The sequence below is a fragment of the Dongia sp. P2_B8 genome, from assembly GCF_056404715.1.
This window is the reverse complement of the sequence record NZ_JBFUDM010000003.1, coordinates 432,205-445,062: the sequence shown is the minus strand read 5'-3', so window position 1 is coordinate 445,062 and position 12,858 is coordinate 432,205. Positions and strand designations below refer to the sequence as shown.

At 61.1% G+C, this 12,858-nt stretch carries 8 protein-coding genes; 6 read left to right on the top strand and 2 right to left on the bottom strand.

What is annotated here, in order from left to right; translation table 11 throughout:
- Positions 1 to 128: 128 nt before the first annotated feature.
- From AC1DWZ_RS09680 to nhaA, 5 genes are all read left to right on the top strand, one after another.
- Positions 129 to 2,744: an ATP-binding protein gene (locus AC1DWZ_RS09680; protein WP_477168676.1), complete on the top strand. Its 2,616-nt coding sequence runs from the start codon at positions 129 to 131 to the stop codon at positions 2,742 to 2,744.
- 43 nt (positions 2,745 to 2,787) lie between these two features.
- Positions 2,788 to 3,168, top strand: coding sequence for a response regulator (locus AC1DWZ_RS09675; protein WP_477168675.1), 381 nt, complete (start codon positions 2,788 to 2,790; stop codon positions 3,166 to 3,168).
- Between the two features lie 49 nt (positions 3,169 to 3,217).
- The gene (gene hspQ, locus AC1DWZ_RS09670) at positions 3,218 to 3,565 is read left to right on the top strand and encodes a heat shock protein HspQ (protein ID WP_477168674.1); all 348 of its coding nucleotides are present in this window, start codon (positions 3,218 to 3,220) and stop codon (positions 3,563 to 3,565) included.
- Positions 3,566 to 3,968: 403 nt separating this feature from the next.
- Positions 3,969 to 5,267 carry a sodium:proton antiporter NhaD gene (nhaD, locus tag AC1DWZ_RS09665; RefSeq protein ID WP_477168673.1) on the top strand — a complete coding sequence of 433 codons (1,299 nt, stop codon included), beginning with the start codon at positions 3,969 to 3,971 and terminating at the stop codon, positions 5,265 to 5,267.
- A 24-nt stretch (positions 5,268 to 5,291) separates the two neighbouring features.
- Entirely contained in the window at positions 5,292 to 6,476 is a 1,185-nt protein-coding gene (nhaA, locus tag AC1DWZ_RS09660; RefSeq protein ID WP_477168672.1) for a Na+/H+ antiporter NhaA, read from the top strand.
- Here the strand turns inward: nhaA and AC1DWZ_RS09655 are convergent.
- Together AC1DWZ_RS09655 and AC1DWZ_RS09650 are read right to left on the bottom strand one after the other, a co-directional pair.
- On the bottom strand, positions 6,454 to 7,257 hold the full coding sequence (locus AC1DWZ_RS09655) for a trypsin-like serine peptidase (RefSeq protein ID WP_477168671.1): 804 nt from the start codon (positions 7,255 to 7,257) through the stop codon (positions 6,454 to 6,456). The genes nhaA and AC1DWZ_RS09655 overlap by 23 nt on opposite strands.
- A gap of 20 nt (positions 7,258 to 7,277) precedes the next feature.
- Positions 7,278 to 7,631, bottom strand: coding sequence for a hypothetical protein (locus tag AC1DWZ_RS09650; protein ID WP_477168670.1), 354 nt, complete (start codon positions 7,629 to 7,631; stop codon positions 7,278 to 7,280).
- A gap of 330 nt (positions 7,632 to 7,961) precedes the next feature.
- Here AC1DWZ_RS09650 and AC1DWZ_RS09645 point away from each other — a divergent pair, with 330 nt between their 5' ends.
- Complete coding sequence (locus AC1DWZ_RS09645; protein WP_477168669.1) at positions 7,962 to 12,773, top strand: NAD-glutamate dehydrogenase; 4,812 nt, start codon at positions 7,962 to 7,964, stop codon at positions 12,771 to 12,773.
- Positions 12,774 to 12,858 lie beyond the last annotated feature (85 nt).

Genomic DNA, 12,858 nt, shown 5'->3' with positions numbered 1-12,858 from the left:
TTCAGTCCGTTATGCGGAGCGTGCAACTGTTGTCCGCGCCGGACGTTACCTCACAAGTGCCGATTGCGCTTGGCCTCTCGCCATCTACACTTATAATTCGCAGGCCTGCACCATAAGGACATATTTGAATGCGTTGGGCGTTGAAATTGCGGCACCGCCTGCTGTCCATCATCCTGCTGGTCCTCCTGCCGTCGGCAATCATCATTGCCTATGACGTCTATGCGGCGCGGTCGCAGCAGATCGATGACGCGCAGCGCCAGGGCCAGCAAGTGGCGCGCGCGATCGTAAGTTCCCAGGAACGGATTGTCTCTCATGTCGAGGGCCTGCTGGAACTGCTCGTCCGTGTGCCGCAGGTCCGCCGCTATGCCGAACCCGATTGCTCAGAAATTTTGTCGGAAATCGTGCGGTCGCAGCCACGCTACTCCATCATCCAGGTCGTTAGCACGACGGCCGATGTCCTCTGTACCAGCAACCCTGATTCCAAGGCCAATAACTATGCCGACCGCACCTGGTTCAAGCGCGCGCTCGTCTCCAGCGGGTTTACCGTAGGTGATTATGTCGTCGGCAAAGTGTCGAAGCGTCCGGTGCTGGGTTTTGCGCTGCCCATGACAGACGGTGCCGGCAAGATGACCGGTATCGTCTATGCCTCAGTCAATCTTGAATGGTTCGTACAGCACGAAGTTGCGCCAGCTCTGCCGGACAATGCCGATTTTACGTTGATCGATGGGGCCGGCCTGGTCATGGCGCGCTACCCGGATGGCAAGGAATGGTCCGGCAAGTCGGCCGCAGCCACACCGCTCTTCGCGGAATTGCAGAAAGTAGATGTTCAGGCCGATATCAAGGCTGCCGACCTTGATGGCGGGACCGATCTTTTCCACCTCTTGAAATTGCAATCCTCGTCGACGGCAGCACCCATCTATATCGCTGTCGGCCTCGCGATCGACGATAATATGCGCGCGATCAACCAAAGCACCATCATCAAGGCTTCCTTGCTGCTTGGTATTGCCGCGGTGCTCGCGCTCATCACCTATTTCATGAGCGCCCGGATGATTTCCCGGCCGGTCCAGACCATGGTCGATCTCAGTTCCCGGATCGCCAGGGGTGACCTATCGGTGCGCAGCGGCATCGACCATGATGCCGGCGAGTTCGGTACCTTGGCGCATGGTCTCGACACCATGGCCCAGGCGCTGGAACAGAATCAGCAGCAATTGCTGGAACAGCAGCGCTATATGCGCGCCGTCCTCGACAACACGTCGGAAATGATCCTGGGATTCGACAATGACGGCATGTTGACGTTCATGAATGCCACGGCCCGAACCATGGGCCTGCCGGATGAGAAGGTTTCATTCAAGGCTATCGTCGCACTCTATGACGGCATCTTCGACAGCAACATGGTGCCGATGGCCTTCGAGGACGTTCCGCTGGTGCGGGTCATGAACGGCGAAAGTGTCAATAACGCCGAGGTCATGGCACGCCTTGCCAAAGATGAGCCGGTTCGCACGATGCTGGTCAACGGCCAACCGATTCACGATGAAAAAGGCCGGCGCCTCGGTGTCGTCATAGCCGTGCGCGATATTACCGCCCTGCGCGCCACCGAAGCATCGCTGCGCCAGGCGCAGAAGATGGAAGCCGTCGGCCAGCTGACGGGCGGTGTCGCCCATGATTTCAACAATCTGCTCAGTGTCGTCATCGGCAATATCGACACGCTGCTGCCGCATCTCAAGGCACCGGACGATATCGACCTTGCCAATGAGGCGCTCAATGGCGCGCTGCGCGGTGCAGCCCTGACACGCCAGATGCTGGCCTTTGCACGCCGCCAGGCACTCGACCCCAAGAACATCGACCTTGCCCAGCACCTGCCGCAGATCGCCACGATGCTGCGCCGGACTTTGGGTGAGAACATTGCCGTCACCAGCCATTGTGCCTCTGACCTCTGGCCCTGCCTGGTCGATGCCGGCCAGCTCGACAGCGTACTCCTGAACTTCGCCATCAATGCGCGCGACGCAATGCCCAGCGGTGGTAACCTGACCATCGAAGCCAGCAACATCCATCTCGACGGGCAATATGCGGCAACCAATGCCGAGGTGACGCCCGGCGATTACGTGCGCATCGCCGTCACCGACGACGGACAGGGCATCCCACCGGAAATTCTGGGAAGGGTGATGGAGCCGTTCTTCACCACCAAGGCGCCCGGACAGGGCACCGGCCTTGGCCTCAGCATGGCATTCGGCTTTGCCAAGCAATCCGGCGGCCACCTCAAAATCTATAGCGAGGTTGGCCACGGCACCACGATCAACCTCTATCTGCCACGCGCCGGCATGGGGACAGAACAGCCGGCGGCCGGTCGCATCGAATCGACTTCCCTGCCGAAGGGCCGCGAGACCATCCTGGTCGTCGACGACAACGAGGCCGTGCGTAAAACCGCGGCACGGCAGTTGGACGATCTCGGCTACCAGGTGATCGAGGCCGCGAACGGCCATGATGCCCTCGACCTTCTGGCACGCGGCAATGGCATCGATCTGCTGTTCTCGGACGTTGTCATGCCGGGCGGCCTCAGCGGGTTCGATCTCGCCGCCAAGGCCACGGAGCTCTACCCCGCCCTCAGAATTCTGCTGGTGACCGGATTTGCCGAAGCCGCTATCAAGAATAGCGCCGCCAAGGGCGCAGATGTGCAGCTGCTGAGCAAACCCTATCGCCGCCAGGAACTTGCCGAACGCATTCGCAAGATGTTGGATACGCCGTGATGGAGGACAGAAGGGTACGCGACGCGGAAGGAATGATCTGACGATGCAGAAGATACTCGTCATCGACGACGATCCGGCGATCCTGCGCATGATCGAATTCATGCTTGATGGCAGCGCCTATCAGTGTGTGTGCTTCGGCTCGGCCAAGGAGGGGCTGGCCAGCCTCGATCACATGGCCGTCAACCTGATCATCACCGACATCATCATGCCGGAAGTGGAAGGGATCGAGCTCATCCTCAATGCGCGGGCGACCTTCCCCAATCTGCCGATCATCGCCATTTCCGGTGGTGGCAGGACAAACCGGATGGACGTCCTCCATTTGGCCCAGCAATTGGGCGCCGCCGCGGTCCTGCCCAAACCGTTCACCCGCGCCGATCTGATGGCGACCATCGACAAGACGATCGGCCCATCCAACGATCGATAACCCCTTGCCGGGACTTGACGGAATCGTCAATCGCGCCAATCTGTGAGACATGAAAGAACGACCTGCGACCAACCTCGCCACGGCCCGCTTCAACATCGGCGATATCGTCAAACACCGCGTGTATCCGTTTCGCGGCGTCGTCTTCGACGTCGATCCGGTCTTCGCCAATACCGAGGAGTGGCTGCAATCGATCCCGGCGGAATTGCGGCCGCATCGCGACCAGCCCTTCTATCATCTGCTGGCCGAGAACGCCGAAACGACCTATGTCGCCTATGTTTCGGAACAGAATTTGCTGCCGGACGAAAGCGGCCGGCCCTGCCGCCATCCCTTGCTGCGCGACATGTTCGAGGGGCCCAAAGGCGGCACCTATCGCCTGAAGGCCACGCGCCCGAACTGAACAGTCCCTCCGAGAATCTCTGACTGAGAATCTCTGACTGAGAATCTCTGACTGAAAATTCCAATGTTTCTCTGCAGATAACAGGCGGCTTGACTTTGGAACATGAATAGAACATAAAGGGCACATAGACGATACAGCAGGAGCAAGATCATGGCCTACAGCCTCAAGAACGCTTTCGAAGCTATCGCTTTTTCCGCTCTCATGGTGCTGATTCTGGCCCTGCCAAGCTTGGCGTGAGGCGCGCGGTACCAGCCGCCACAGGCGGTCCGGGTTCGCTAAAAATCCTCATGATGCCAATGTGTTGATCCATCCGTTCGATAAAGGCTAGGCCCTGTTGGGCTTGGCCGCTATTTTCCCCGGGCACCGCCTTCATCCACATGGCGGTATCTGGGGAACAGGGCGGATGATTGATCTGACGATGCATTGGACCGGCCTGCTGGCCCTGGTCATTTTCCTGGCCGCCTATGTCCTCGTGATCTGCGAGGAAACCACCCAGATGCGCAAATCAAAGCCCGTGCTGCTGGCAGCTGGGCTGATCTGGGCGTTGGTGGCGGTGGGCTACGGTGCCGCAGGGCAGGCCGAAGCCGCCCACGCACAAGCCAAGCAGATGATCCTGGAATATGGCGAGCTGTTCCTGTTCCTGCTGGTCGCCATCACCTATGTGAACACGCTGGAAGAGCGCCGCGTCTTCGATGTGCTGCGCGCGCGCCTGGTCGGCCTTGGGCTTGGCTACCGCTCGCTGTTCTGGCTCACCGGCGGCATCGCCTTCCCGCTCTCGGCCGTGCTCGACAATCTCACGACCGCCCTGGTCATGGGGGCCGTGGTGATGGCGCTGGGGACCGGCTCGCGTCTCTTCGTCGCCATGGGCTGTGTCAACATTGTCGTGGCGGCCAATGCGGGTGGCGCCTTCTCGCCCTTTGGCGACATCACCACCCTCATGGTCTGGCAGAACGGCAAGCTCACCTTCTGGGAGTTCTTCGATCTGTTCGTACCTTCGGCCGTCAACTGGCTGGTGCCCGCCGTGCTGATGCACTTTGCCCTGCCCAAGACCAAACCGGCACCGCATCAGGACCGGGTGCGCGCCAAGCCTGGTGCCCGCGGCGTCCTGCTGCTGTTTGCCGCCACCATCGTCACGGCCGTGTGCTTCAAGAATTTTCTGAATTTGCCGCCGGCCATGGGCATGATGCTGGGCCTCGGCTATCTGCAGATCTGGGCCTATTACCTCAACCGCAAAAGCAAGCGCCGCGACGATTCCGACATGCTGCTCGATTCCTTCAAGGAGATTCAGCGCGTCGAGTTCGACACTTTGCTGTTCTTCTTCGGCATCATCTTCGCCGTGGGCGGCCTTGGTGCCATCGGCTATCTCGCAGTTTCATCGGAGTTCCTCTATGTGGGCTTCGGGCCGATGACCGCCAACATCACCATCGGCCTGCTATCGGCCATCGTCGACAACATTCCGCTCATGTTCGCCGTCCTCAAGATGGATCCGGCGATGTCGGACGGTCACTGGCTGCTGATCACATTGACCTGCGGTGTCGGTGGGTCGATCCTGTCGATCGGCTCGGCAGCCGGCGTCGCCTTGATGGGGCAGGCCAGGGGCGTCTACACCTTCTCCAGCCATCTCAAATGGAGCTGGGCCGTGGCGCTGGGCTATGCTGCCAGCATTCTGGCGCACCGCCTGATCAACGCCTCCCTGTTCTGACGTCGACGAGGAAATGACCGCCATATGAATCCCATCCGCCAGTTTCTGCAGCTCGAGGCCGCCGGCGGCATCATCCTGCTGGCTGCCGCCATCCTGGCGCTGATCTGCGACAATTCCTTGCTGGCGCCGCTCTATCGCCAGGTCCTGGAACTGCCGTTCGGCGTGACCCTGGGACCTTTGGGCCTGGTGAAGCCCCTGCTCCTGTGGATCAATGACGGGCTGATGGCGGTGTTCTTCTTCCTCGTTGGGCTGGAGATCAAGCGCGAGATCCTGGGCGGCGAATTGTCGACACCTTCGCAGGCGGCTTTGCCCGGCATCGCCGCCCTGGGCGGCATGGCGGCGCCGGCCCTGGTCTATTTCCTCATCAACCGCGCGGCCCCCGAATATTTGGGCGGCTGGGCCATTCCAGCTGCGACCGACATCGCCTTTGCCCTGGCGGTGCTGACATTGCTTGGCAACCGGGTGCCGCCCAGTCTCAAGATCTTTCTGCTGGCGCTGGCCATCATCGACGATCTCGGCGCCATCATCATCATCGCCATCTTCTACACGGCCGATCTCTCAATCCTCTCGCTGGCTCTGGCCGCTGTCGGTGGGATCGGCCTTCTCATCCTCAACCGGATGCGCATCCAGCGCATCACGCCCTATGTGCTGATCGGCATCTTCATCTGGGTATGCGTGCTGAAATCGGGGGTCCACGCGACGCTGGCGGGTGTCGCTGTCGCCCTCTTTATCCCCTATCGCATTGCAGGCGATACTGAACAGTCGCCGCTCCGCCGCGCCGAGCACGGCCTCCACCCTTGGGTCAGCTATGGCGTCATGCCGATTTTCGCCTTTGCCAATGCCGGTGTCAGCCTCGCCGACCTTTCCCTGCAATCGCTGACGCATAGCCTGACGCTTGGCATTGCCCTCGGCCTCTTCATCGGCAAGCAGGTGGGGGTCCTGGGCGCCGTCGCCCTTGGCGTGGCGCTGGGCCTGTGCCAACGCCCGACGGGTGCCAGCTGGCCGCAGATCTACGGCGTCGCCTTGTTGACCGGGATCGGCTTCACCATGTCGTTGTTCATCGGCGGCCTAGCCTTCCCGGACCCGGCGCTGGCGGCCGAGGTACGCCTCGGCGTTCTCTGCGGGACCGGCGCCTCGGCCATTCTGGGCTATCTGGCGTTGCGTTTTCTGGGGCAGCCGGAACCGGCTAGCGCGGCACCGCGCCCCTGAAGGTCCAGACCGGGACGGCAACGCCGCGCTCGCCCTTGTCCTTGAACTGCGCGACACCGCTCTGCAGGCCGACGATCTCGGCCTTCTCATTGGTGATCATCAGCAACGGCCCCCCGGAAGCTCCGAAGGTGCTGTCGCAATCATCGATCATCACCGGATGTTCGCGCATCATGCCAAGTATGGTGCAGCCGGCATGGCGCAACAGAACCTCCGACCGGTCGCCACTATATCCGGCGGCACTGAGCACGCCGACATTGGGCACGCCGACATTGGGCACTCCGGCATTAGGCTTCGCCAGAATCTCGTTCCTGTTACGGGTGGTGAGCGGCACTGGCTGCAGAGACAGTTTCTGCTCCAGCACGATGATCGCCCAGTCGCGCGCCATTTCCTTGATCGTGGCCGCCTTGCCCGGCACATAGGCCGGATCATGGATGAAACGCTTGCCCCGCGCATGGGCGGCATAGCTGCCCCGGTTATAGCCCGCCACGAAATGCACCTCGAACGGTGCCGTCCAGCGGCCGTCGTCGGAATTATAGAGGCAATGTGCTGCCGTCAGAACCAGATCGGGGGCGATCAGTGTACCGGTGCAATGGCCGCCGATCTCGCGGTTGATGCGGCCAACCGCGATCCAGGGCCAGACTTTGGAATCAGCGACGGTCCGATTGTCCTCGCCTTCAATGCCGATCTTGGGCAGTGGCGGCAGCTTCGTTTCGGCACAAGCAAGGCCCGCCCAGAACGGCCATGACAGCGCTAGCAAGCAAAGGCAAAAGGCACGCGGCAAGGTGATGATCTGACTATCCGTTAAGGCGCCAGGACTGCATTGTGGAACAGCAGCCCGATGAAGGCCGCCAATGTAAACGCTGCCAAGCCCAATCCAAATACAACAATTTGGGTCAAGCGATCGGTCGGCCGCAGCTGGCTTTCCAGGATGCGGCGCGCTTGCGAGCGTTTTTCCTTGCCGAACAGCAGCACGGCATAGGCGCGCTCGCCAAAGGGCAGCGGCATGGAGAGGCGCAGGTCGATCGGATGGCGCCGTTGAATAGTGCCTTGTGCGACACGGCTGATCGCTTCCGACTGTGCCGGTGTCAGGCTGTCGCGGATATCTTGCGGCAATTTGCGCAGAAACGCCTCGCCGCGGACTTCGTCCATCAGCATGTCTCTCTCCTTTCGGTGCGCAAAATACCCGGCATCGGATCCCCCCGATTGACTAGCCTCGATTGACCGGCCGGTCGCTGCCGCACCCCCGTTTCGGAGAGAATGCCCGCCGATAGTTTAAATTTTCTTTACCAAAACATGGTCATTATCGCGAAACGGCAGGAAATGCCGTGAATTCGCCCCGTTCGCCCCCGTTCGAACGCCTTTTCGACGGTCCCGCCAGCCCTGTGCCAGATTGGCGCTTTTACTTGGCATGGGCTAGAATCCCCAGAAATAACAAAGCCTAATAACAACAAACCTCCAGTAACTGTCATCGGGGACTTTGATATCATGCGAGCGGAAAAGCTGAAGAACCAGCTGATCGATGAAGTCGTGCGCTTTGTCGGAGAACGTATCGAGCGCAAGCGTGCGCCGCTGATCGAAACCTTCATTCGGCAATTCTATGCCAATGTCCCGCAATCCGACATTGCCAGCGATAATCCCGAGGATCTCTTTTCCGCCGCTCTGTCACTTGCCAATTTTGCGCAGACGCGCCTGCCCAAGCAGGCCAAGGTGCGCGTCTTCAACCCGCGCATCGACGAACATGGCTGGCGCTCGACCCATACCGTGATCGAGATCGTCAACGACGACATGCCTTTCCTGGTGGATTCGCTGACTGCCGAAATGAACCGGCAGGATCTTGGCGTCCATCTCGTCATCCATCCGATCATCCGCACCACGCGCGATGCCAAGGGTCAATTGACGGCGATTGGCGCTGCCGATGGGACGCCTGAATCGGTCATGCAATTGCGCGTCAACCAGGTAGCTACGCAAGAGCAGCTCGATGCTATCCGCGAGCGGATCGAGATCGTGCTGCGCGACGTTCGCCTGGCCGTCGAGGATTGGCAATCGATGCGCGCGCGCCTGGCGTCAGCGATCGATGAAGCGGCAAGCCGCAAGCTGCCGCTGCCGCCTGAGGAAGTGACCGAAGTGGTCGACTTCCTGCGCTGGATCAATGACGATCACTTCACCTTCCTCGGCTACCGCGAATACATCTTTGCCGGCGAGAAGGACAACATCACCTATCACATCAAGCAGGAAGCCGGCCTTGGCCTGCTGCGCGATCCCGATGTGCGCGTGTTCGAAGGCATGCGCAATCTCGATGCCCTGCCGCCGGATGTCAGGAGCTTCCTCACCCAGCCGAAGATGATCCTGGTCACCAAGGCCAATCTGCGCTCGACCGTGCATCGCAATGTCCATCTCGACACGATCGGCATCAAGATCTTCAACGAGAAAGGTGACGTTGTCGGCGAGCATCTCTTTGCCGGCCTGTTCACGTCGGTCGCCTATAACCGGTCGCCCTGGGAAATTCCGCTGCTGCGCCACAAGGTGGCAACAGTTGCCAAGCGCGCCGGTTTCAGTTCCCAAAGCCATGATGGCAAGGCGCTGGCGCATATCCTCGAAAGCTATCCACGCGACGAACTGTTTCAGACCGACGTCGACGAGCTGCTGGAAACCTCGCTCGGCATCCTCAACCTGCAGGACCGCCAGCGCGTGGCCCTGTTCGTCCGCCGCGATCCCTATGAACGGTTCGTCTCCTGCTTCGTCTACCTGCCGCGCGACTGGCAGACGACGGAACTGCGCCAGCGCATCCAGGCCATCCTGTGCAAGGCCTTCAACGGCCGCATCTCCAACTACTTCGTACATCTGACCGACAGCCCGCTGGCCCGCGTCCATCTCATCATCGCGACCACGCCCGGCGAGATGCCGCCTTATGACGTGAAGGAGCTGGAACAGCAGGTCGCCGATGCCTGTCGCTCCTGGCGCGATCACCTCAAGGATGCGCTCATCGAAGCCAAGGGCGAGGCCGAGGGCCTGACCTTGCTGCGCAGCTATGGCGATGCCTTTCCGGTGGGGTTCGAGGAATATTTCAATGCCCATGCGGCGGTGAGCGATATCGACCGCATCGAGGAAGCGCTGCACGAGAACAAGACGGCGATCAACCTCTATCGCCCGATCGAGGCCGCCGGCAACGAATTGCACCTCAAGCTCTATAAGTCCGGTGACAAGATCGCCCTCTCCACGGTCCTCCCCTCGCTGGAGAATTTCGGTCTCAAGGTCATCAGCGAAAATCCGTTCGATGTGCGCCCGGTCGGCCAGGAGCAGCCGGTCTGGATCCACGCCTTCATCATGGTGACCGCCGATGGCGGCGAGGTGGATATTGCCGCGATCCGCGACAAGTTCCACGAAGCCTACGCCAAGATCTGGGGCGGCCAGATGGAGGATGACGGCTTCAACCGACTGGTGATCACCGCCGGCCTCGGCTGGCGCGACATCACCCTGGTGCGCGCCTATTGCAAATATCTGCGCCAGGCGGCGATTGCCTTCAGCCAGGACTATATGGAGGCGACGCTTAACGCCAACCCGACCATCACCTGCAACATCGTCAAGCTGTTCCACGTGCGCAACGATCCGGCCTTCGCAGGCAATCGCGACGAGAAGACCCTGAAGATCGTCGAGAAGATTGCCGGCAAGCTCGACCGCGTCGCCAACCTCGACGAAGACCGCATCCTGCGCCGCTATCTCAATGCCGTGCAGTGCACCCTGCGGACCAATTTCTACCAGAAGGCCACTGATGGCGGGCCCAAGGAATATGTCTCCTTCAAGCTCGATTCCGCCAAGATCGAGGAATTGCCGCTGCCACGGCCCTTGGTTGAGGTCTTCGTCTACAGCCCGCGTGCCGAGGCCATCCATCTCAGGGGCGGCAAGGTGGCGCGTGGCGGCATCCGCTGGTCCGACCGGCGCGAGGATTTCCGCACCGAGGTCTTAGGCTTGATGAAGGCGCAGATGGTCAAGAACGCCGTCATCGTGCCGGTGGGCTCCAAGGGCGGCTTCGTGGTGAAGCGCCCGGCGCAAGGTGACCGCGAGGCCGTCATGGCCGAGGTGGTACACTGCTATAAGACCTTGATGCGCGGCCTCCTCGACATCACCGACAATCTGGTGGCCGGCGCCGTGAAACCGCCAGCCGACGTCATCCGCCATGACAGCGACGATCCCTATCTGGTGGTCGCGGCCGACAAAGGAACGGCGACCTTTTCCGACATCGCCAATTCGGTCTCGCGCGATTACGGTTTCTGGCTCGACGATGCTTTTGCCTCGGGTGGCTCTGCCGGTTACGATCACAAAAAGATGGGCATCACTGCGCGCGGTGCCTGGGAATGCGTGAAGCGCCATTTCCGCGAACTTGATCACGATATCCAGAATGTCGACTTCACCTGTGTGGGTGTCGGCGACATGTCGGGCGACGTGTTCGGCAACGGCATGCTGCTCTCGGCGCACACCAAGCTGGTGGCTGCCTTCAACCACATGCACATCTTCCTTGATCCCAATCCGGACCCGAAGGCGACCTTGGCCGAACGCCAGCGCCTCTTCAACCTGCCGCGCTCCGGCTGGAACGATTACGATGCCAAACTGATCTCGCCCGGCGGCGGCATCTTCGAGCGCAAGGCGAAATCGATCAAGCTCTCGCCGGAAGTGAAACAGCGCTTCGGCTTCACCAAGGATCAGGTGACGCCCAACGAGCTCATCCAGCTGCTGCTGAAGACCGAGGTCGATTTGCTGTGGTTCGGCGGCATCGGCACCTATGTGAAGGCGACCGACGAGACCCATGCCGATGTCGGCGACCGCGCCAATGACGGGACCCGCGTCAATGGCGAGGAATTGCGCTGCCGGGTGATCGGCGAAGGCGCCAATCTCGGCTGCACCCAGCGCGGCCGCGTCGAAGCAGCCCTCCACGGCAAGCGCCTCAACACCGATGCGGTCGACAATTCCGCCGGCGTCGATACCTCGGATCACGAGGTCAACATCAAGATCCTCATTAACGAGGCTATCGCCGCCGGCGATCTCACCATGAAGCAGCGCGACAAGCTGCTCGCTGAAATGACCGACGAGGTCGGGACCCTCGTGCTGCGCGACAATTACCTGCAGTCCCAGGCGCTGTCGGTCGCGGAGGCGCAAAGCTATACGCTCCTCGACCAGCAGGGCCGCTTCATGCGTGGCCTGGAGCGCATCAACCGCCTCGACCGCGCCATCGAATATCTGCCGGACGATGAGATCATGCGTGCGCGCCTGACCCAGCGCATCGGCCTCACACGCTCGGAAAGCGCTGTCCTGCTGGCCTATGCCAAGATGGCGCTCTATGACGAATTGCTGCCGTCCGATCTGCCGGACGATCCGCAGCTGGCCGACGATCTCATCTCATATTTCCCGCAGCAGCTGCGCGAGGGCTATCAGCCGCTCATCCACAAGCATCGCCTGCGCCGCGAGATCATCTCGACCGTCGTCACCAACTCGCTCGTCAATCGCATGGGCGCCACCTTCGTTCATGTGACCAAGGAGAAGACCGGCCAGAGCGCCTCCGCCATCGCCCGCGCCTATGCCATCACCCGCGGTGCTTTCAAGCTGCGGGATCTGTGGTCGGGTATCCAGGCGCTCGACAACAAAGTCTCGGCCAGCATCCAGACCTCGATGCTGATCGAGATCAACCGGCTTGCCGAAGCTGCGACCCTGTGGTTCCTCCGCAACGGCCAGCATCCGCTCGACATCGCCGCCAACATCGCTGCGACCGAACCCGGCATCATTGCCATCGAAGCGGCCTTGGGCACGATCCTCTCGCCGGCCGATCAGGCCGCCAACACCAAGCGTTATGGCGCCCTTATGTCGGGTGGCGTGCCGGACCGGCTGGCACGGCGCATTTCGCAATTGGCCAGCATCGGCACGACGCTTGATGTGGTGCGCATTGCCGCCCAGACCAAGATCAAGGTCGAGGATGTGGCCGCCACCTATTTTGCCATCGGCGACCAGTTCAACATCGACTGGCTGCGGACAGGGGCGAAGGGATTGATCGGCGACAGCCATTGGCAGCGCCTCGCGGTGTTTGCCATCGTCGACGATCTCAACACCCATCAGCGTGATCTGACGGTTGCGGTCCTCGCCAACGATCTGGGGCTCACCGGTGAAAAGGCGATCGACGGCTGGAAAGCCGGCCGCACCGCCGCCCTGCCACGCGCCGAGGCCCTGTTCACCGATCTGCGCCAGGTCGGCAAACTGGAGCTCGCCATGCTGGCGGTCGCCAACCGCGCGCTTCGGAGCCTGCTGGATTAAAGCGAAACGCCCCTCACCCCAACCCCTCTCCCCGTAAGAACGGGGAGAGGGGCTTTATACCGAGCTTGCTCGAAACTCCCTCGCC